Source organism: Amycolatopsis sp. NPDC114503 (genome assembly GCF_055633655.1).
In genome coordinates this window covers 60,905-81,389 of record NZ_JBVKDT010000014.1, presented here as the reverse complement: position 1 = coordinate 81,389, position 20,485 = coordinate 60,905, and the positions used below count along the sequence as shown (strand labels likewise).

The 20,485-nt window shown below is 70.2% G+C and carries 16 protein-coding genes; 10 read left to right on the top strand and 6 right to left on the bottom strand.

Annotation, left to right across the window (positions count from 1 at the left end; all coding sequences use genetic code 11):
* Positions 1-2: 2 nt before the first annotated feature.
* Together ACZ7OI_RS40515 and ACZ7OI_RS40510 are read right to left on the bottom strand one after the other, a co-directional pair.
* Complete coding sequence (locus tag ACZ7OI_RS40515; protein WP_470269422.1) at positions 3-626, bottom strand: hypothetical protein; 624 nt, start codon at positions 624-626, stop codon at positions 3-5.
* A 50-nt stretch (positions 627-676) separates the two neighbouring features.
* Positions 677-1,519: a lysozyme gene (locus tag ACZ7OI_RS40510; protein ID WP_470269421.1), complete on the bottom strand. Its 843-nt coding sequence runs from the start codon at positions 1,517-1,519 to the stop codon at positions 677-679.
* A 229-nt stretch (positions 1,520-1,748) separates the two neighbouring features.
* Between ACZ7OI_RS40510 and ACZ7OI_RS40505 the strand changes: the two genes are divergently transcribed.
* A complete protein-coding gene (locus ACZ7OI_RS40505) occupies positions 1,749-3,560 on the top strand; it encodes a hypothetical protein (protein ID WP_470269420.1) in 1,812 nt (603 codons plus the stop codon).
* A 39-nt stretch (positions 3,561-3,599) separates the two neighbouring features.
* On the opposite strand, the gene ACZ7OI_RS40500 is transcribed toward ACZ7OI_RS40505, so the two are convergent.
* Positions 3,600-4,442, bottom strand: a complete 843-nt coding sequence (locus tag ACZ7OI_RS40500; RefSeq protein WP_470269419.1) for an oxidoreductase — start codon at positions 4,440-4,442, stop codon at positions 3,600-3,602.
* Between the two features lie 98 nt (positions 4,443-4,540).
* Between ACZ7OI_RS40500 and ACZ7OI_RS40495 the strand changes: the two genes are divergently transcribed.
* Positions 4,541-5,437: a LysR family transcriptional regulator gene (locus ACZ7OI_RS40495; protein WP_470269418.1), complete on the top strand. Its 897-nt coding sequence runs from the start codon at positions 4,541-4,543 to the stop codon at positions 5,435-5,437.
* An 8-nt stretch (positions 5,438-5,445) separates the two neighbouring features.
* Here the strand turns inward: ACZ7OI_RS40495 and ACZ7OI_RS40490 are convergent, their stop codons facing one another.
* Positions 5,446-10,944: a DUF6531 domain-containing protein gene (locus ACZ7OI_RS40490; protein WP_470269417.1), complete on the bottom strand. Its 5,499-nt coding sequence runs from the start codon at positions 10,942-10,944 to the stop codon at positions 5,446-5,448.
* Between the two features lie 117 nt (positions 10,945-11,061).
* On the opposite strand from ACZ7OI_RS40490, the gene ACZ7OI_RS40485 reads away from it, so the two are divergent.
* A complete protein-coding gene (locus tag ACZ7OI_RS40485) occupies positions 11,062-11,640 on the top strand; it encodes a hypothetical protein (protein WP_470269416.1) in 579 nt (192 codons plus the stop codon).
* Here the strand turns inward: ACZ7OI_RS40485 and ACZ7OI_RS40480 are convergent.
* A complete protein-coding gene (locus ACZ7OI_RS40480) occupies positions 11,627-12,517 on the bottom strand; it encodes a glycoside hydrolase family 16 protein (protein WP_470269415.1) in 891 nt (296 codons plus the stop codon). The two genes, ACZ7OI_RS40485 and ACZ7OI_RS40480, sit on opposite strands and share 14 nt — an antisense overlap.
* Before the next feature lie 217 nt (positions 12,518-12,734).
* Here ACZ7OI_RS40480 and ACZ7OI_RS40475 point away from each other — a divergent pair, with 217 nt between their 5' ends.
* The 5 genes from ACZ7OI_RS40475 to ACZ7OI_RS40455 are packed head-to-tail and all read left to right on the top strand — an operon-like array spanning position 12,735 to position 16,727.
* Entirely contained in the window at positions 12,735-13,565 is an 831-nt protein-coding gene (locus ACZ7OI_RS40475; RefSeq protein ID WP_470269414.1) for a helix-turn-helix transcriptional regulator, read from the top strand.
* Positions 13,566-13,605: 40 nt separating this feature from the next.
* On the top strand, positions 13,606-14,460 hold the full coding sequence (locus ACZ7OI_RS40470; RefSeq protein WP_470269413.1) for an oxidoreductase: 855 nt from the start codon (positions 13,606-13,608) through the stop codon (positions 14,458-14,460).
* Positions 14,457-15,167 carry an SDR family oxidoreductase gene (locus ACZ7OI_RS40465; protein ID WP_470269412.1) on the top strand — a complete coding sequence of 237 codons (711 nt, stop codon included), beginning with the start codon at positions 14,457-14,459 and terminating at the stop codon, positions 15,165-15,167. The genes ACZ7OI_RS40470 and ACZ7OI_RS40465 overlap by 4 nt, the downstream gene beginning before the upstream one ends.
* A gap of 16 nt (positions 15,168-15,183) precedes the next feature.
* Positions 15,184-15,522 (top strand): YciI family protein, encoded by a 339-nt coding sequence (locus ACZ7OI_RS40460; protein ID WP_470269411.1) that lies wholly within the window; start codon positions 15,184-15,186, stop codon positions 15,520-15,522.
* On the top strand, positions 15,519-16,727 hold the full coding sequence (locus ACZ7OI_RS40455) for an RNA polymerase sigma factor (RefSeq protein WP_470269410.1): 1,209 nt from the start codon (positions 15,519-15,521) through the stop codon (positions 16,725-16,727). Before ACZ7OI_RS40460 ends, ACZ7OI_RS40455 begins: the two co-directional genes overlap by 4 nt.
* Before the next feature lie 77 nt (positions 16,728-16,804).
* On the opposite strand, the gene ACZ7OI_RS40450 is transcribed toward ACZ7OI_RS40455, so the two are convergent.
* Positions 16,805-17,407, bottom strand: coding sequence for a TetR/AcrR family transcriptional regulator (locus ACZ7OI_RS40450; RefSeq protein WP_470269409.1), 603 nt, complete (start codon positions 17,405-17,407; stop codon positions 16,805-16,807).
* Between the two features lie 118 nt (positions 17,408-17,525).
* On the opposite strand from ACZ7OI_RS40450, the gene ACZ7OI_RS40445 reads away from it, so the two are divergent.
* On the top strand, positions 17,526-18,959 hold the full coding sequence (locus ACZ7OI_RS40445) for an amidase (protein WP_470269408.1): 1,434 nt from the start codon (positions 17,526-17,528) through the stop codon (positions 18,957-18,959).
* A gap of 101 nt (positions 18,960-19,060) precedes the next feature.
* The gene (locus tag ACZ7OI_RS40440; RefSeq protein ID WP_470269407.1) at positions 19,061-20,137 is read left to right on the top strand and encodes a GDSL-type esterase/lipase family protein; all 1,077 of its coding nucleotides are present in this window, start codon (positions 19,061-19,063) and stop codon (positions 20,135-20,137) included.
* The last annotated feature ends 348 nt before the right edge of the window (positions 20,138-20,485 follow it).

Genomic DNA, 20,485 nt, shown 5'->3' with positions numbered 1-20,485 from the left:
GCTCACTCTGTCTTCTGCGTAGCCGCCAGCGTCTCCTCCACCTCCGGCACCCAAAAGCTGAGTTCCAGCGTCTTCACGCTCGCCCAGTGCGACATCAACCGGCCCTGCGCGATCAGCGCCGGATACGCGGCGGCGAACAGCACCGCGCCGCACGCCGCGAACACCCTGTGACCCCCGACGATCAGTTCCACGACCGACGCCACGAACCCGAACGCCATCGGCGGGCTGGAGTTGCGCAGCATCAGCCCGACGGTGCGCAGCCGCGTCGCTTCCATCGCCGCGTCGGCGTCGTGCAGCTGCAGCGCCGACAGCAGCAGGAACGAGTCCGCTTCGACGAACGCACGGCCGCGCGCGGCCGGGTTGCGGCGCAGGAACTCCGCCCGCGGATCACGCTTCCGCCGCCGCGGCAGCCACCGCGCCGCCCGCGCGCCCATCGGATACGCCAGGTAGCCGAGGAGGTAGCTCGCCACCACGATCCCGATCACCAGCACCGCTCCCGGCCCGCGCGAGACGGCGGCGAGGTCGAGCCAGTGCAACCGCCCGGCGAGGTAGGCCAGGAACGCCAGATGCAGGGCGCCCGGGATCGCGTACGTGAAGAGGTCGAAGAGTCCGACGGCTAGGGTCACCCGGTGATCCAACTACGACCGGACCCCCTCCGGTACGGCTTTTCAGGCGATCACGCCGACGAACCGCCTCCCCTGGCGAGCGCCTCGACGCGGTTCATCGGCCCGTTGTAGTAGTTCTGGTCTCCGGGCAGGCTGCCGGTGCGCGAGAACTGCCAGATGCTCTGCTTGTCCCAGCCCGCGGGGAGTTCGCCGACCTCCGGGGCGTAGCGGGCGAGCCAGAGCGGGTTGGTGTCGCCGAACCCGCCCGCGTTGCCGGTGCAGAGCTTCCACCACGACGTCGAGGTGTAGATGATCGCGCTGCGGCGCTGTTTCGCCAGGTACCGGTGGGTGAAGTCGGCGATCCACGCGGTCATGTCGGCCTGGCTTTTGCCGTAGCAGGCGTCGCCGTACGGGTTGTACTCGATGTCGAGCGCGCCCGGCAGCGTCGTGCCGCCGCCGCGCCACGCGCCGCCGTGGGCGATGAAGTAGTCGGCCTGCTCCGCGCCGCTGGAGACGTCCGGGCGGGCGAAGTGGTACGCGCCGCGAATGAGGCCCGCGTCGTGCGCGCCGTTGTACTGCTGGTCGAACTGCGGGCTCACGAAGCCGGTGCCCTCAGTCGCCTTGACATAGGCGAACCGGGCGCCCGCGCCGGCGGCCTGGCCCCAGTCGACCGCGCCCTGATGCCCGCTCACGTCGTGGCCGAGGGTCTGCCCGGTCGCCGGGTCGAACCGCGGGCTTCCGCTTCGCACGCCCTCGTGGCGCAGAATTTGTGAACCGGCAACATTGTCGCCGGCCTTCGAGTAGTCCGCGGCGGCGGCCGGTCCGGCGGTCGCGACGCCGCACACTGTCGCCAAAACCGACACGGTGGCGGCGAAGGCGAGCCGCCAGGATTTGTCCGTTGCTGTCCGGGTCACCGAGACTCCGATCTTCACGGCGGCAGGTCCAAGGTCATCTTGCGGCACGACGCGGCGCGAGGCTGGCTGCGTCACCCGGACGTGAACAGGATTCCGATAGCCGGAATCCCGCGAGTGGTCCAGACAACCGTGACCGAGTTGTGACCGGCGCCACGGAGCCGGGCGTTTAATTTGTTGTGGCCGACCACAAACTGGTGGGTAAATCCCCTACCGCGGAGGTGTCCCCGACGTGAACCGGACTTATCGACCACCACGACCGCGTCGATCCCGTGGCCCGGCCGTCGCGATGCTGGCTTTGCTGGCCGCGGCCGGGCTCGCCGTCCCCGCCGCCGCGGCCCCAGCGTCGGGTCAGGCGGGCTGCGGCAGCCAGCCGGATCAGCCGGATTTCGGGCCGAACGTGCACGTTTTCGACCCGGGAATGCCCTCGGCGACGATTCAGGCCCAGCTGGACAAGGACTTCGAGGCGCAGAAGGACACGCAGACCGCGCAGTTCGGCTCGGGCCGCGTCGCGCATCTGTTCAAGCCGGGCGCCTACGCGGTGCACGACAACGTCGGCTTCTACACCTCGGTCGCCGGTCTCGGCCAGAATCCGGACGACGTCCAGATCAACGGCGACATCACCGTGGACGCCTTCAACGGGTCCGACCAGGGCTCCGCGCTGCAGAACTTCTGGCGTTCGGCGGAAAACATGGCGGTTACTCCGTCCAGCGGCAGCGATCGCTGGGCGGTCTCGCAGGCCGCGCCGTTCCGCCGGATGGACATCAAGGGCGGGCTGCAGCTGTTCCCGGCCAGCTACGGCTACGCGAGCGGCGGTTACGTCGCCGACACCCGCGTGTCCGGTCAGGCGGCGTCGGTTTCGCAACAGCAGTGGTACACGCGGGATTCGGCGCTGGGCAGCTGGGACGGCGGCGTGTGGAACATGGTCTTCTCCGGGACCACCGGCGCGCCGGCCAACTCGTTCCCGAACCCGCCGGAAACGACCCTCGACACCACGCCGGTGTCGCGCGACGTGCCGTACTTGTACGTGGACGACAGCGGCAACTACCGCGTTTTCCTGCCGTCCCTGCGCACGAACGCGTCCGGGCCGAGCTGGGCGAACGGCGGCACGCCCGGTGATTCCGTCCCGATGAGCCAGTTCCGCGTCGTCAAGCCCGGCGACACCGCGGAGAGCATCAACAGCTCACTCGACTCCGGCTGCAACCTGTTCTTCACCCCCGGCGCCTACCACCTCGACCAGACGCTGAACGTGACCCGCCCCGGCACGACCGTGCTCGGCATCGGCTACCCGACGCTGATTCCGGACAACGGCGTCGACGCGATGCATGTGTCCGATGTGGACGGTGTGCGGGTGAAGGGCCTGCTGTTCGACGCGGGCACCGAGAATTCGCAGTCCCTGCTGACCGTCGGCGAGGGCGGGAAACACACGAGCCACGCGGCGAATCCGACGTCGCTGCAGGACGTGTTCTTCCGTGTCGGCGGCGATCTGGCGGGCAAGGCGACCAACAGCCTGGTAGTGAACAGCGACGACACGATCGTCGACCACGTCTGGGCGTGGCGCGCGGACCACGGCAACAGCGGCACGGTCGGCTGGACCACGAACACCGCCGACACCGGCGTGCTCGTCAACGGCGACAACGTGACCGCGACCGGCCTGTTCGTGGAGCATTACCAGAAGTTCCAGGTCGTGTGGAACGGCCAGAACGGGAAGACGATCTTCTTCCAGAACGAAATGCCTTACGACGTCCCGGATCAGGCTTCGTGGAATTCCGCGCCCGGCACCGCCGGGTACGCCGCGTACAAGGTCGGCCCGGACGTGACGTCGCACGAGGCGTGGGGTCTGGGCAGTTACTGCTTCTTCGACACCAACCCGGCGGTTTCGAGCTATCACGCGTTCGAGGTTCCGCAGAACGGCGGCGTGAAGCTGCACAGCCTGCTGACGGTGTCGCTGAACCACCGCGGCACGATCACCCACGTCGTGAACGACACGGGCGACGTCACGCCGGACGGCACGAAGCCGGTCAACGTCCCGAATTATCCGTGAGCCGAGCTGGTGGCCGCCCGCGCGGGCGGCCACCAGCTTTCAGTCCAGCGCGGTCGCCCGGCTCACGGTCTCCCACGAGTCGAGATCCTTGGTCAGGGCTTCGATTTTGCCCCGGATCGCGTCCACCGCGTCGCCGCCGAGCGCGAGCCTCAGCGGTGCGTCAGGCGCGTCTACCGCGCGAAGGATCGCCGCCGCCGCTTTCGCCGGATCGCCGGGCTGGGCGCCGTCCATCCCCTCGATCGCGCCTCGGGTGGCCGCGGTCGATTCGGAGTAAGCGTCGATCTTCCGGGAGCGGTGCATCGCCGCGCCGCCGAACGACGTCCGGAACGCGCCCGGCTCCACGATCAGCACCTTCACCCCGAGCGGCGCGACCTCCGCCGCGAGCGCCTCGGACATCCCTTCCAGCGCGAATTTCGCCGCGCAGTAAGCCCCGAACGCAGGCGGCGCGAGCAGCCCGCCCATCGAGCTCATCTGCACGATCGTCCCGCTCCCCCGTTCCCGCAGCAGCGGCACGACGGCCTTGGTCATCGCGACCGCGCCGAAGAACATCACCTCGAGCACCGCGCGCAGGTCGGTCAGCGTCAGTTCCTCGACCGCGCCGACCGATCCGTGGCCGGCGTTGTTGACCAGCACGTCGATCCGGCCGAACGCGTCGAGCGCGGTCCGCACCGCGGCGTCGATCTGCGCCGGGTCGGTGACGTCCAGCGTCGCTGTGCGCACCCGGCCCCCGCCGGATTCGACGAGGTCGGCGAGCGTCTCCGGGTTGCGCGCGGTCGCGACGACCCGGTCCCCCGCGGCCAGCGCGGCCTGGGCGAGTTCGCGGCCGAAGCCGCTGGAGCACCCGGTGATCAGCCAGACGCGGCCGTCGGTTTCCTCGGTCATTGAGCAGTCCCTCCAGTGGTTTCTTCCGCCTCCGATCGTGGCGCGCGCCTGCCGGGGTCCGCCAACACCGGTTCGCTGGCGGGCTACAGTCTCAGCCTGTGACCCCTGAGCTGCGGCAGCTGCGCTACTTCGTCGCCGTCGCCGAAACAACGAGCTTCACGCGCGCGGCGGCGACCCTCCGCATCGCCCAGCAGTCGCTCTCGCAGCAGATCACCGTGCTGGAACGCCAACTCGGCGCGCGGCTCTTCGACCGCGACGCCCGCGGCACCCGGCTCACCCCGATCGGCGAACTCTTCCTTCCGGAAGCACGCGCAGTAGTCGCCCGCGCCGACGCGGCGGTGGCGACGGTTTCCCGCGCAGTCCGCGGCGAGATCGGCATGCTGCGGCTGGCTTTCCTTGCCAGCACGGCGAATTACCTGCTCCCGCCCGTCGTGCGCGCAGTCCGGGAGCACCTGCCGGAGCTGACCGTCACCACCGCCGAACTCTCGATCGCCGAACTGGTCGACGGGGTGCGCGGCGGCCGGTTCGATGCCGGCTTCACTCGCCCGCCGCTGGTCGAGGGCTTGGAAACGCACGCGCTCCTCACCGAGGAGGTCTGCGCTGTCCTGCCCTCCGGCCACCGGCTCGCCGACCGTTCCTCGCTGCGCCTGGCCGATCTCGCTGAGGAGCCGTGGGTGCTGACGCCGCGCACGTCGTGGGATCCTTGGCACCGCAAGTACGACGCCGACTTCGCCGCCGCCGGGTTCACGCCCGACGTCGTGCAGCGGACCGCGACAGTGCAGGGCTTGCTGGGGCTGGTCGCGGCCGGGGTCGGCGTGACGCGGCTGGCGCGGTCAGCCCACAGCCTGCGCCGCACCGGCGTGGTGTTCGTGCCGTTGGAAGGCGAGTCCGCCCACACCGTGGCGGTGTGGCGCTCCGACGGCCCCCGCCCGGCCGCGCTCCTGGAGGTAGTCACGCGGCTGGCGGAGACGACGGATCTTTCCGGCGCGGGCTGACCGGCGCGTCAGCGTCCCCCGTTGTTCTTGTCCAGGTCCATGGTCCGCATTTGCTGTGCGAGCGCCTTTTCCTGCATTTCCTTCATCTCGGCGCGCTTCGCGTCCGAAATGGGCGCATTCCCGTCGTGGCCGCGCAGCTCCGGCGGGTCGTAATCGCCGTTCTGCCACCGTTGCCACATCGGGTCGTTCTTGTCCTTCGGGGCCTGGAATCCCCATTTGTCGAGCAGCTCGTCGGTGGACCCCTGGGGGTATTCGCCGGTCCGGCGCTGTTCGTAGGCGAGGTGCGCCTCGGCCCGGCCGCCCGCGGTGAGCGGGTCGGTCCGCGCGAACGAGTCGCCGGACGCGGTCATGTCGGCGTGCGCCTTCGAGCCGGGCGCCGGGACGTAGGGCATTCCCTTGCCGCCGGCGTACATCTCGTCGACCATCCGGTGGTAGGAATCCTCGGACCCGCGCATCCACCGCTGCTCGTCGTCGAAGTCCTTGAGCTCCTTTTTGCGCTTGGCGTCGTTGCCGTTTTCGATTTCGCTGCGGTGTTCGTTGAGATCGTCGCGGCGCGCCTGTTCGGCCTTCGCGTCTTCCGCCCGCTGTTTGTACGCGTCCGCCGAAGCCTGCCGCTGCTCCGGGGTGTTCTCGATCCGTTCCCGCACTTCCGAGCCGTCCGGGTGCTGCTTTCCGGGAACCGGCCTGGTGTCGGTGCCGTAGGTGTGGATGCCGTGCTTCGGGTCGTGGAAATCCGGATGGTGGACGTGTTTCGGGTCGTCGCCGTGGTAGACCTTCTCCTGCGGGCTCACATACGTGTCGTGCGGCTGGCGTCCCGGCACCTGATAGGTCGGCCGGGTGTACTTGCCCTCCATGTGCGAGTAGCCCATTTGGTTGAGCTGCAGCAGACCGGACGTGTCCTTGCGCTCGTAGGCCTGCCGCTGCGCGTGGGCGTAGGTCAGCTGGTGCTCGTCGTGCGTCTTCCCGCCGGTGAACCCGGAGGTGTGCATTTGCTTGCCGCTTCCGGTGCCCGGGTGCATCCGGTGGAAGTCGTGGCTTTCGTAATAGCCGAAACCGGCGTTCTCGAGCGTCCTTTCGTCCGAACGCTTCCGCGCGACGCCGCTGCCGTCTTCCGCGGCGGCCTTGTGGAGCCCGGCGTGCTCGAGCTGGTTGGTCTGCTGCCCGTCGACCTTGTAGCCGTGCGCGTCGCCGATCCGGGCGGCCTCGTTGGACTTGTCGCCGAAGGTGCCGGGCGGATTCTTCGGCTCCTTGGCGGCCTTCTTGGCCGGGGGCTGCCCGGAGGTGGTGCTGCCGCGTTTGCGCTTGTTGTTCGTCCGCGACGCGTTCGCGGCCGCCTGCTGTTGTTGTTGCTGGCGCTGCATTTCCGCGAGCTTCTTCGGACACGGTCCGACCGGGGCCGCGGTGAGGCCGAGCGGGTCGACCATCGCGTTCGGGTTGTCCACGTAGGCCAGCGAGTCCGGGGACGGGCCGAGTCCGAGCGGGTCGTGCGAGAGGTAGCGGCCGGTTTCCGGGTCGTAGTAACGGTGCATGTTGTAGTGCAGCCCGGTTTCCGGGTCGTAGTACTGGCCGGGGAACCGCAGCGGAGTGCGCGCGGTCCCGTCCTCCGCCACGACCGAACCCCACAGCGACGTGCACCGGTGCCCGGCCAGCGCGCCGGTGCCGTCGAGCAGTTCGGCGGGCGCACCCACCAGGTCGGTGACGACGGCGTGGAACCGTTCGCCGGGGCGTTCGCCGAGCGTCCGCTCGGTCTGCGCCAGCACCTGGTCGGAGTCCGGCAGCCAGTCCCACACGGTCGCGACCTGCGGGCGGCCGGGGACGCTGTGCACCTGCTCGGCGGGCTGGTAGTGGTCCCAGGCGAACTCGATCTGCTCGGCCACCGCGCCCGCCTGGTCGAGGCGCTGCTTGGCGACGCGCCTGCCGAGCGCGTCGTAGCGGTAGCGCCAGACCGTACCGTCCGGGGTGCGCACGCCGGTCAGCCTGCTCGCGGAGTTCCACTGGTATTCCCACCGCTGCCCGCGGCGTTCCCGCACCACGACCCGGCCCTCGGCGTCGTGGGCGTAGCGGGTCTCGCCCGCGGACTCGACGAGGGTGCCGCGGTAGGTCCGGGGGCCCGCCGCGGCCGGGTCGCCCGGCCAGCCGGCCTCGGTGATCGCGCCGGCCGCGTCGTAGCCGTAGGTTTCCCGCCAGTCCGGGCCTTGGACCGCGCTGACCCGGCCGCCGGGGCCGACCTCGAACGAGCGCGGACCGGCCAGCAGATCGCCTGTCGCGTAAAGGTTTCCGTCCGGCAGGTAGCGGTAGTCGCGCTGCTGCACCGTCTCCTCGCCGCACAGCACGGTCTGGCCGCGCAGCTTTCCGGTCGACGTCCAGTGCTGGCGCAGCTCCGCCACCGGCGAGGTCCCGGCGAAGAGCCGGCGCACCGTTTCCTGTCCCGCCGCGTCGTACTCGAACCGCAACGTGCGGCCCGCGGTGGTGATCGCGGTCGGGCGGTCCGCGGAGTCGTAGCCGACCGACGATTCCGCCCCGGTGGGCGTGCGGCGGCCGGTCCGCCTGCCGAGCGCGTCGTACTGGGACTGCACGACGCGGCCGTTGATCGACTCGGACACCAGCTGCCCGGCGGCGTCGTAGTCGAAGCGGACCTCGGTCTCGCCGTTGCGCGCCAGGACCATCCGGTCCGCGTGGTCGTAGGCGAATTCGGCGACGTCGTCTTCGGCGGTGCGCCGCACGAGCCTGCCGAGCGCGTCGTATTCGAGCGCGATCGCCTGCCCGGCCGCGTTGACCCGGCGGACGAGCTGCCCGGCCGCGTCGTAGCCGTAGCGGAGGACCCGGCCGTTGTAGTCGGTCTCCGCGACGACCCGTCCCGCCCGGTCGTACTCGTAGCGCCAGACCAGGCCGCGTTCGTTCGTCACCGTCGTGAGCCGCAGTTCGGTGTCGTAGCCGAACCGCCGGACGCCGCCGTCCGGGTCCTGTTCGGACACCGGCAGGCCGAACGCGCCGTACTCGACCCGGAGCACGCCGCCGCGCGGGTCGACCGACTCCTCGACGTTGCCGACCGCCTTGAAGCCGAACTTGCTCACCGAGCCGTCGGCGTTGCGCTGCTGCACGAGATCGCCGGCCGCGTTGCGCACCCGTTCCACGAACGCGCCGGTCGGGCCGGTGATCGAGACGATCGCGCCGAGCGCGTCGTAGCGGTACCGGGTCACCGCGCCGTCGGGAGCGGTGATCGTGGTGGGCAGTCCGGCCGCGTCGGACTCGATCCGGGTGACGCCGCCGAGCGCGTCGGTCCGCGTCGCCACCGCTCCGGTGACCGGGTCGTAGGTGTAGGCCGTGACCCCGCCCGCCGGATCGATTTCCTTGGCCAGGTTGCCTTGTTCGTCGTACTCGTAGCGCCAGACGTCGCCGGAGGGGCCGGTCGTCGAGACCGGCAGGCCGCGCTCGTCGTACTCGTTCGCCAGCCGCGTGCCGTCCGGGCGGGTCACCGCGACGACGTTGCCGAGGACGTCGTACTCCCAGCGGGTGGCGTGGCCGAGCGCGTTGACGCTGGCGGTGACCCGGCCGTACTCGTCGTACTCGGTGGTCGAGGTGTTGCCGAGCGGATCGGTCTCGGCGACGACCTTCAGCTGCTCGTTGAGCTGGAAGCGGCGGACCGCGCCGAGGGAGTCGGTGACCGTGGTGACCAGGTTTTCCCGGTCGTAGGACAGTTCGGTGTCGAGGTAGCCGCCGTCGCCGCGGGCGCGCACGCACCGGCCGTCGCTGTCGTACTGGTAGCCGTACCAGCGGCCGTTGACGTCGTCCCAGCGCACCATCCGGCCGTCGGCGTCGTAGCGGAACTTGTGCGAGGTGCCGACCGCGTCCAGCACCTCGACGAGCCGCCGGGCGGAGTCGTAGCGGTACTCCCGGACCGCCACCGGCGCGTCCGGCACGCGCAGCGCGGTGACCAGCCCGTCCGCCGAGTCGATCGTGACCCGGTAGCCGCCGGAGTGCTCGATGGCCACCGGCACGCCGTCCTCGTAGCGGAAGACGATCCGGTTGCCCGAGCTGTCGGCCAAGGCGTGCAGGCGGAGGGTGCGGTCGTCGGGGTCTCCGGTGAAGTAGCGGATGACGCTGCTCTGCGGGTCGCCGACGATGAACCCGGTGGTGATCCGGCGCAGCGCGAGGTACGGCCCGTCGTCGGTCGCCACGGCCTCGATGCCGCGGGGGAAGGGGAAGCGCACCAGCACGCCGCTCGGGGCGGCGTAGTGCAGGCCGTCGTCGCGGATCTCGAGCCGTTCGTCCAGCGTCGAGGACCAGGTGGGGCCGAAGAATCCGCCGGAGCGGTAGGACGAGCGGTGGGTCCGCTCGACCGTCAGCGGCAGCATTCCCGGCAGGCGCAGGTCTTCCTGGACCAGGAACACCGCGCCGGTGGCGACGTCGATCGGGTCGCCGCAGTCCCTGATCTCCTTGGGGTCGGTGTGGTGTTCGGCGGGGTTCTCGTTGCCCCTCGGCTGCTGCGTCGAGGACGTGTGCACGTCGTTGCCGCCGGTCCCGTGCGACCCGGAGCCGCCTTGACCGCCGCCTTCGTGCCCGCCGCCGTGGTTGCCGCCGCCTTCGGAGCCGCTGGCGTGGGTGTTGCCGGTACTGCCGGTACTGCCGTGGTGCCCGCCGCCGCCTTCGGCTCCGGAAGTGTGCGTGCTGTCGTTCCCGCCCGGGTTCGAGCGGGTGCCGCCGCCCTCGGATTTGACGTTGATGTCCTTGGGCGTGTGCGTGGGAGCGTTCTTGCCGCCCTTGAGCCCCTTCAACGCCTTTCCGGCGTCCTCGAACAGCGTCCCGGCCTTCTTCAGCAGCGGGATGAGCGCCTTGAAAGCCTTGACCAGCCTGGTGGTGATCTGAGTGATCTTGGACGCCGTCTTCGCGACCGCCGCGGCGACCTGCGGGCCGACCCAGGCCATGCCGATGCCCGCGGTGAGCAGCACCTGCAGCGCCCACGAGATCAGGTGCCCGACCAGGTCGGCGATGGTGTCGCGGACCAGCGACCGGACCGCGGCGACGATCTCGCCCGCGGTCTTGACGCCGCTGGCCGCGCCCTCGGAACCCTTCTGGGCGCTGGCGATCAGGGCGGAGGTGTCCTCGGCCCGCTTGCGGTAGCTGTCGGCGGCCTCGCCCTGCCAGTTCTCGAGGTCTTTCTTGACCAGCTCGCCGAGCTCGGCGGAGACGCCTTCGAGTTCCTTGGCGACGTTGGTCCAGGTCTGCGCCTGCGAGCTGATCTCGTCGGCGTTGCCGGTGAGCGCGTCGAGGGCTTGCTTGAGCGGGCCGACGTGCTCCATCAGCCAGCCGACGCCCGCGGCGAAGATCGCGCCGAAGGGGTCCATGACGGCGGTGAGGACGTCGAGCGCGGTGCCGACGGCCCCGATCGCGACCGCGGCCCAGTTCTTGCTCTCGATCGCGTCCTTGAGCCCGGTGGCGTCCTCCAGCAACGGGACCCCGGCCATCGCCGAGGTCTCCTTCACCGGTGCCACCAATGGATTGCTCACGTTGTTCTCCTCCGCCCGCCGCTGCGTTGATCACGGTACCTACCCGGTTCGGGACCCGCGCGCGGCAGCCTTGAGCTGCGGGCGCCTCGCGGGCTGGCGTTCCGAGATACTGCTGCGGTGGCGTACACCGAGTGGATGGTCGAGCGGGCGCAGGATTTCGACTCGCTGCGCGGCAGGCGCATCGAGTCGTGGGCAGGCGTGGAGGAGGCGCTGCGGGAATACGGCCCGGACGGCGCTCCCCAGTTCACCGATCCGGCGGTGCCCTGTCTGCAGTTGTGGGGCATGCAGGCGTATCTGGACGACGGCCGCGCGCTGAGGATCGGCACGTATCAAAACGACGACGTGTTCGGGCTGTGGCCGCATCGCCGCCCGGATGCCCGATTCGAGAACCGGGAGATGTGGGACGGCATCCATCGGTGGACGGCGCTGAGCGGACTTCCGACCGGCCCGGTCGAAGACGTCGTCGTCTTCGCCGAAGAAGGCGTGCTCGCCGAAGTCGATCTGTGTGTCGACGGCCAGCCGCTGGTGCTGGTCGCGGGCGAATTGGCGGACTGCGGGCCCGTGCTGTTGTTCAACCGGCTCGACGAGTCAGTCCTGGTGTTCACCGATCCCGCCGCGGCCGAGCGCGTCGAGTGGTCGACGCCGCAGCTCGGCCGCGTCCGGATCGATCCCTGGCCGAGGTTCAGCTTTCGCTGACCTTCACCGAAAACGCGTCGATGCTCATCCCCGCCCCCGGCGTGATGTCCGCTCCCGGGCTGGTGCACCCGCACACCTTGTTCGGATAGGACCCGCCGATCGCCACGTCGAAGATCGCGAAGAACCCGTGATCCACCGCGGCCTTCCAGGTGGCGTCGGACACCTGGTTCTGCTTCACCGCGAAGGTTTCCTTGCCGTCCAAGGAGAACCGCAGCTCCTCGGCGGCCGCGTCCCGGCGGTCCACCACCACCGAATACGTGTGGTACCCGGTCTTGCAGCCGCCGCAGTCCTGCAGGTCGCTGCTGATCCCGTCCGGGTCGTGGCACTCCCCCGCCCACTGTCCACAGTGGAACGTGCTGGAATGCTTGTCCAGCGCGTTCACGTTCTCCATGATGTCCAGTTCGCCGATGCTCGGCCAGTTCGTCGCGCCGACCGGCCGCGCGTCCGCGCCCATCGCCCAGAACGCGGGCCAGTAGCCGAGGCCGTGCTCGGGATCCGGCTGCTGGATCGTCGCGCTCATCTCCATCTGCCCGCCCGCGGGCGCGCCGAAATCGGTGCGCTGGGTTTCGATCCGCCCGGAGGTCCAGGCTCCGTTCGCGTCCCGCAGCGGCTTGATCACCAGGTGCCCGGCTCCGTCGTGGTAGACGTTGTCCGTCGAGTCGGTGGACGTCTCGATCTCTCCGGTGCCCCAGTTCGCCGCGCCGCCGGGGTAGCCGGTTCCCTTGTCGTAGAGCCAGTTCTGCGGGTCGAGGCCAGTGCCGGCGGGGCCGTCGAAGGTGTCCTCGAACACCGTGGTCCAGGTTTCGGCCGCCTGCGCGGGCGCGGCGGCCATCGACAGGGCGGCCACGGCCGCGAGGACGAGCGGGGTTCGGCGCATGGTTCGCCTTCCGGTCGAGGGGGGTGGTCTCAGCAGGGTCGGTCGCCGCCGCTGACCAGTCAAAACAGTCTGCCTGCCGGTGCCGCGGCCGCGGTGCGCACGGGCAGAGCGGGGCCGGAAAGGTTTGAACCACTGGGCGCCGGGGTACCGGGAGGGTGGGAGAAGCACACCCCCTTTGCGTCCCCCACGGGCGCCGCTGCCGATCTAGCCTGGTCCCATGAGCGACAGCAACCTCCTCGGCGAGTTCCTGCGGGCCCGGCGCGGCACCACCGCCCCGGCGGACGCGGACCTGCTCGCCGACACCCGGCGCCGGGTCAGCGGCCTGCGCCGGGAGGAGGTCGCGCAGCTGGCCGGGGTGAGCACCGACTACTACGTGCGGCTTGAGCAGGGCCGGGAGCGCACGCCGTCGGCGCAGGTCGTCGACGCGCTCGGCCGGGCGCTGCGTCTCGACGACGAAGCGCTCGCCCATCTGCATTCGCTGGCCCGGCCGAAGCGGGCCAAGCGACGTCCCGCGCGGGAACGCGTCAGCCCGCGGCTGGTGCAGCTGATGGACGCGTGGCCGCAGACGCCCGCGGTCGTGCTGGGCCGGTGCATGACCGTGCTCGCGTCGAATCTGCTCGGCGAAGCGCTGTTCGGCGGGCACGAATACAGCGGCGACCTGCTGCGGCTGGTGTTCCTCGACCCCGACGCCCGGGACTTCTACCCGGATTGGGACCGGGTCGCGGTCAACACCGTCGGCGGGCTGAGGTCGGCCGCGGGCTCCGATCTGGACGATCCGCTCCTGATCGAGGCGGTCGGCGAATTGTCGCTCAAGAGCGCCGATTTCCGCCGGTTGTGGGCGCGCCACGACCTCCGGCAGAAAACGCACGAGACGAAACGGTTCCGGCACCCGCTCGTCGGAATGCTCACCCTGCACTACGAATCGATGACCGTGAACAGCGCTCCCGGCCAGCAACTCGTGGTGTACCAAGCTGATCCGGGCAGTCCGTCGGAGGCCGCGCTGGGGCTGCTCGGCAGTCTCGCCGCGGCCGACCGGCCACGCCGCTGACCCTTTTTCGCAATTCCCGAATTCCTTCAGGGGTAGATCTATGTCTGAAAACAATCCACCCGTCTGGTTTATCACCGGATGTTCCACCGGACTCGGCCGCGCACTCGCGGCCGCCGTCCTCGAACGCGGCCTGCGCGCGGTCGTGACGGCCCGCGATCCCGAACGCGTCGCGGACCTCGTCGCCGCACACCCCGGCCGCGCCGTCTCGGTCGCGCTCGACGTCACCGACCAGCAGCAGATCGCCAATGCAATCGCCGAGGCGCACCAGGCCTTCGGCCAGATCGACGTGCTCGTCAACAACGCGGGCTACGGCTACCTCGCCGCCGCCGAAGAAGGCGAAGACGCCGAGATCCGCGCGCTGTTCGAGGCCAACGTCTTCGGCCTGATGGCGCTCACCCGCGCTGTCCTGCCGGGAATGCGGGCCCGGCGCCACGGTCACATCGTCTCGGTCTCGTCGCTCGGCGGGCTGGCCGCCTTCGGCGCGACCGGCTACTACCACGCCACGAAGTTCGCCGTGGAAGGCTTCAGCGAGTCGCTCGCCGCCGAGGTCGGCCCGCTCGGCATCGGCGTCACGATCGTCGAACCGGCCGCGTTCCGCACGAACTGGTCGGGCCCGTCCATGCGGGAATCCGCGATCCGTATCGACGATTACGCCGATACGGCGGGCGCGCGCCGGACCTCGACGCTCGCCACCTACGGCAAGCAGCCCGGCGACCCGGACCGCGCCGCGACCGCGGTCGTCGACGCCGTCAGCTCCGCCGAACCGCCGCTGCGCCTGCTGCTCGGGCAGGCGGCCTACGACATCGCCACCGCCCGCCTCGACACCCTCCGCAAGACGTTCGACGACTGGCGCGACATCACGCTGTCCGCCGACTTCCCGAAGGAATCCGAATGAGCAAGATCGCCCTGATCACCGGTGCCAGCAGCGGCATCGGCGAAGCCACCGCCCGCCGCCTCGCCGCCGACGGCTGGCACGTGATCGCCGGAGCACGCCGCGAAGACCGGCTCGCCGAACTCGCCGCCAGCGCGGACGGCATCGAAGTCCACCGCCTCGACGTGACCGACCGCGCCGACGTCGCCGCGTTCGTCGACCGCGCGGTGCGCGACCACGGCGAGATCGACGCGTTCATCGCCAACGCCGGCGTGATGCCACTGTCCCGATTGGACGCCGGGCTGGTGGAGGAATGGGACCGGATGATCGACGTCAACGTCCGGGGGCTACTGCACGGCATCGCTGCCGCGCTGCCGCACTTCACCCGCCAGCGCCGGGGCCATTTCGTGACTGTCGCGTCGATCGGCGCGCACCAGGTCACGCCGACGGCGGCGGTCTACTGCGGCACGAAATACGCGGCCTGGGCGATCACCGAGGGCCTGCGGCTGGAATGCGATCCGTCGATCCGCGTCACCACGGTCTCCCCCGGCGTCGTGACCTCGGAGCTGGCGGACACGATCAGCGATCCGGAGACGCAGGAGGTCATGCGGATCTACCGCAAGGACGCGATCGAACCGAAAGCGATCGGCGACGCCATCGCCTACGCTCTCGAGCAGCCGGCCGACGTGGACGTGAGCGAGATGATCGTGCGCCCGGCCCGGCAACGCTGAGCGAAGGAGGGGCCGCATGCCGCAGTACCTGCTCGGGATCTGCCAGCCCGACAGCGGGACCCCGGATCCCGAGGTGCTGGCGGACATCGCCGCACGCCTCGAAGCGGTGACCGACGAGATGAAAGCGACCGGCGTCTGGGTTTTCTCGGGCGGGCTGCATCCGGCGCCCGCCGCTCGAGTCGTCCGCGCTTCCGGCGACGACGTCCTGTACACCGACGGACCGTTCGCCGAAGGCAAGGAACACCTGGGCGGCTTCACCGTCGTGACCGCGCCCGACCAGGAGGCGGCGACCGAATGGGCGCGGCGGATCTCGGAAATCACCACGCTGCCGGTGGAAGTCCGGGAGTTCCATTGATCTCGACGGCCGTGCTCGAGCGGATCTTCCGCGCCGAGCACGGCCGTGCGGTCGCGGTGCTGGCCCGGGTCTTCGGCGACCTGGACCTCGCCGAGGACGCGGTCCAGGAGGCATGCGCGACCGCCACCGTGAAATGGCGCGCCGAAGGCCTCCCGCCGAGCCCCGCGGGCTGGCTCGTCACCACTGCCCGCAACCGCGGAATCGACCGGCTCCGCCGGGAATCCACTCGCGCGGACCGCCACGCGCAAGCTGCACTCCTGCACGCCGCCGAACCGTTCGACGAAGGCGCGATCCCCGACGAACGCTTGCGGCTGATCTTCACCTGCTGCCACCCCGCTCTCAACACCGCCGCCCGGGTCGCCCTCACCCTGCGGCTGCTGGGCGGCCTCACCACCGCCGAGATCGCGCACGCGTTCCTGGTCCCGGAATCGACGCTGGCACAACGGCTAGTGCGCGCGAAAGCCAAGATCCGCGACGCCCGAATCCCGTACCGGGTCCCGGAGGCCGCCGACCTCCCGTCCCGGCTCAACGCCGTCCTCGCGGTGCTGTACCTGATCTTCACCGAAGCCCACACGGCCAGCGCCGGCCCGGATCTCACGCGACCGGACCTGGCCGCGGAGGCGATCCGCCTGACCCGGATCCTCGCCGTCCTGCTCCCCGGCGAACCCGAGGCGCTGGGCTTGCTCGCACTGCAACTGCTCACCGAGTCACGCCGCGCGGCCCGCCTCGACGCCGACGGAATCCCCGTCCTGCTGCCCGACCAGGACCGCGCCCGCTGGGACTGGACCTTGATCGCCGAAGGCCAGTCGCTGGTCCGCCAGTGCCTGCGCCTCGACCGCCCTGGGCCGTATCAGATCCAGGCCGCGATCAACGCCGTCCACAGCGACGGCACCGACTGGGTCCAGATCCTCGCCCTCTACGACCAGCTGTTCGCCCTGACCCCCACGCCGATCATCGCGCTGAACCGCGCCGTCGCAGTGGCCGAGGTCGAAGGCCCCGCTGCCGCGCTGACCATTGTGGACAGTCTGGACCTAGCCAACCGACACCTTTTCCAGGCCATCCGGGCCGACCTGCTCACCCGGCTAGGCCGGGCCGCCGACGCTGCCGAGGCCTACGACGAAGCCCTCCGCCTGGTCGCCAACGACGCTGAGCGCCTCCTGCTGCTACGCAAACGCGCCGCTCTCAGCCTGCGTTCCCGAGACTGACGGCCCCTTCGACGGAGCCGCCCGTCCGGTCGCCAGCGACGCCGAAGACCCTGTCCCGCAACGCAAACGCGCCGCCCTCAGCCCGGCTCCCCGCGACTGATCACCCCTTCGACGATCCTCGTCAGGTGCGCTCCGACGTCCTCCACACCGCCGTTCTGCACCGCGATCTGCGCCCCCTCCATCGCGAACGTCAGCTCCGCCGCGCCCAGCTCCGGGTCAGGCAGCCCGAGGCCCTCGCACATCGCCCGGAGCCTGCCGAACTGCCGGGTCTTGTGCTCGCTGATCAGCCGCCGCGCCGGATGATCCGGGTCGGGCAGTTCGGCGACGGAGTTCGTGAACGGGCAGCCGCGGTGGGAAAACTCGGGCAGCCCGTCGACGATGAACTGCCCCACCGCGCGGATCTGCTCCGCGAAATCGTCCGGATGCGCCTGCTCAGCCGCGTCGAAGGCCGCGGAGTAGTCGTGCACGACGATCCGCAGCCATTCCGCGATGAGCGCGTCCTTGGTGCCGAAGTGCCGGTAGATCGCCATCTTCGTGGTCCCGGCGCGGTCCGCGATCGCCTGGACCCCGACCCGCACCACGCCCTCGTTGAGGAACAGCTCCTCGGCCGCGTCGAGGATGCGCTCGCGAGGCGGCAGAGTCGCGACCCTCGTCGGCCGCCGGTCGGAGGTGCTCGTCATCAGTTCGTCCTCGGGAGGGCTGGCAATCCGGTTCGTCCCCGGCTACGGTACACAACCGTCCCCAGTGATACCGCTCGGTATCACACAGTACGACTGAGTCTCCCGAAGGGCATGTCCGGTGAAAATCTCCGAATACGCGAGCTGCGACGCGGTCGCCTTGACGGACCTGATCGCCCGCGGCGAAGCAACGGCGGCCGAGGTCGCCGACGCGGCCGCGCGGGCGGTCGAAGCGGTCAATCCGCGGATCAACGCAGTAGTCGAAACCTGGCCGCCCGAAGACGCTCCGGCTCCCGGTTCCGCCCCGCTGGCAGGCGTGCCGTTCCTGATCAAGGACCTGGGCGTAGCCATGGCGGGCAAGCGCAGCGAACTCGGCAGCCGCTTGGCCGCAGGGTCCGTGTCGCCCGAAGACTCGTTCCTGATGCGCCGCTTCCGCCAGGCAGGCCTGGTCACCATCGGCCGCACCACCACCCCGGAAATGGCCTACAGCACCACGACCGAACCGGAGTTCTACGGCGCGACCCGCAACCCGTGGTCCCCGGACCGGACCGCAGGCGGCTCCAGCGGCGGCTCCGGCGCGGCGGTCGCCGCCGGGATCGTCCCCCTCGCGCACGCCACCGACGCCGCGGGTTCCATCCGAGTCCCCGCTTCCAGCAACGGATTGTTCGGCCTGAAGCCGACCCGAGGCCGGGTTTCGCACGGGCCCGGGGCCGACGAGGTCTTCAGCGGACTGGCCGTACAGGGCAGCCTGAGCCGATCCGTCCGCGACAGCGCCGTCCTGCTGGACCTGATCGAAGGCCCCGAACCCGGCGACCCGTACTTCGCCACCCGCCCGGACCGCCCCTACGCCGCCGAAGCCCGGCTCGATCCCGGGCGCCTGCGGATAGCAGTCCTGAGCCGACCATGGGGCGGCCGCCAGCCGACCGCGCCAGTCTCCGCGGCCCTTACTGAAACCGTGTGCCTGCTGGAATCCCTGGGCCACGAACTCGAAGAGACCGCGCTGCCGCTGGGCGTCTCCTGGGAAGAATTCGTCCTGGCCAACGCCCGGATGTGGACCGCCAACCTGGCCCCGTGGATCGACGGCATCGCCGCCGCCACCGGCCGCCCCGCAGACGAGACCACCCTGGAACCGGTCACCCTCGCCAGCTATCGCTACGGCCGCCAGGTCACCGCCGACGAGTTCGTCCGCGCCCTTGCCCTCCGCAACCAGGTCTCCCGAACCTTCGCCCAGCACTTCGCCCGCTACGACCTGCTACTCTCCCCCACCCTGCCGGAGCCGCCGGTCCCGCTGGGCGTCTACGGCGACGGCGCCGACCACCTCGACGGCCTAGGCTGGCTGAACCGCCGCCTCGACCGCTCCCCCTACACCGCGGCCGCGAACGTCTCCGGCGTCCCGTCGATGTCCGTCCCCCTGGCCATGGCTGCCGGGCTCCCGATCGGCATGCAGTTCACCGCCGCCTTCGGCCGCGAAGACCTGCTGTTCCGGCTGGCCGGACAGCTGGAACAGGCCGCCCCGTGGACCCACCGCACGCCGCCGGTCTGGGCGGGCGAATGACCCCTTGAGTCCACAGTAGACAGACGCCGGACGGTGACCCGCGTCCCAGCCACCCCAGACTCCGACCTCGCCGCGCGGGTTCTCGCTAGACTTGGCGAGCGATGCGACGATTCCGGTGGTGGTGGGGGGCGCTGGTCCTCGCCTGCGTAGCTGTTCTTGCGGGCTTTTTCGTCTTTTTCGGCACCGAGAGCCGCCCAGGCCAGCCTTTTCCGCGACAAGGCCCGCCCGGCCGCGGCCCGCTGACCGTCGTCTCGCTCGGCGACAGCACCGTCTCCGGCGAAGGCGCCGGCGCCTACACCCCCGACACCGACGGCAGGAACGGCGACTGGTGCCACCGCTCGTCCGCCGCGTTCGTGCAAAAGGTCCGCATCCCCGGCGTCTCCGCCCGAGTCAACCTGGGCTGCTCAGGAGCCCCCGCCGCCCAAATCGCCCTGGGCGACGCCAAACAGTGGGGCGAACGCTCGCAAGCCGCCCAGCTCGCTGACGTCGTGAAGGATCACCGCGTCTCCGCCGTAGTGATCGCCGTGGGCGCGAACGACGACCCGAAGTTCTCCGCCCAAGTGAGCGAATGCTTCAAGGCCTGGTTCTCCTCCGACGGCCCGTCCTGCAACGTCGCGCTCAAGGAAACCTGGAAGTCCAAAGTGGACGCAATGGTGCCCAAAGTGGCGAACGCAGTAGGCGACGTAAAAAAGGTACTGGCGGACGCCGGATACGTCCCCGCGGATTACCAGTTGGTGCTTCAGTCCTACGCCACTCCCGTAGGCCCGAACATCCCGCCAGACCTGCAAAGCCTCAACGGCTGCCCCTTCCGCACCGACGACCTGCAATGGATTTCGACCACCGGAATCAGCACGCTTTCCGCAGGCATCAAACAAGCCGCCGCCCAATCCGGCGCCCGTTTCCTGGACCTGGCCCGAGCAGGAGAAAACCACGAAGCCTGCTCCGGCGGAGCGAACCCGGCATCAGAATGGTTCACGAGGCTTACCCTGCACCTGAACGACCTGACCCAGGTCGACCGGGCGACGCACGCACTGCAGGAATCCTTCCACCCCAACGCCGCCGGACACGCCGCCATCGCCGACTGCCTGACCGACTTCCTCACCACGCGCCAAGGCAACGCCTCCTGCCTGACCGGCCCAGACGGAAAACTCCACGCCGTCCCCGAACCAGTCAGCTGACACTCCCCGCGCGCCGCTCGCCCCCCCGGCAGCCTCCCGCGTGAGGGCCACCTTCACAGCCCCTGATTCCCCCAGGGTTCCCCTCACGACCCTCACAAGCCGTAAAGGCCACCCTCACCGACTCACCCTCACCGACCCAGACCCCCTCAAGGCTGCCTTCACAGCCCACCACCCCACCGGCAGCCGCGCACCACACACCCCCGAAACCCCAACCCCCGCGCCCCACCCACCAAACCGCAGCAGACGCACCCACCCCACCAGCGCAGCCACACCCGGCCCTGCACCCCGATACGAAGCCAAAAACGCGGCGCGGGGGGGGGTTGGTGGGGAGGGTCTTCTTTTCTTCCC

Bases quoted from the DNA above. Each gene is read 5' to 3' on its own strand.
- ACZ7OI_RS40465 (WP_470269412.1), top strand. From the start codon at position 14,457: ATGAGCAAGATCGCCCTGATCACCGGTGCCAGCAGCGGCATCGGCGAA.
- ACZ7OI_RS40480 (WP_470269415.1), bottom strand. From the start codon at position 12,517: ATGCGCCGAACCCCGCTCGTCCTCGCGGCCGTGGCCGCCCTGTCGATG.
- ACZ7OI_RS40475 (WP_470269414.1), top strand. From the start codon at position 12,735: ATGAGCGACAGCAACCTCCTCGGCGAGTTCCTGCGGGCCCGGCGCGGC.
- ACZ7OI_RS40450 (WP_470269409.1), bottom strand. From the start codon at position 17,407: ATGACGAGCACCTCCGACCGGCGGCCGACGAGGGTCGCGACTCTGCCG.
- ACZ7OI_RS40470 (WP_470269413.1), top strand. From the start codon at position 13,606: ATGTCTGAAAACAATCCACCCGTCTGGTTTATCACCGGATGTTCCACC.
- ACZ7OI_RS40460 (WP_470269411.1), top strand. From the start codon at position 15,184: ATGCCGCAGTACCTGCTCGGGATCTGCCAGCCCGACAGCGGGACCCCG.
- ACZ7OI_RS40440 (WP_470269407.1), top strand. From the start codon at position 19,061: ATGCGACGATTCCGGTGGTGGTGGGGGGCGCTGGTCCTCGCCTGCGTA.
- ACZ7OI_RS40500 (WP_470269419.1), bottom strand. From the start codon at position 4,442: ATGACCGAGGAAACCGACGGCCGCGTCTGGCTGATCACCGGGTGCTCC.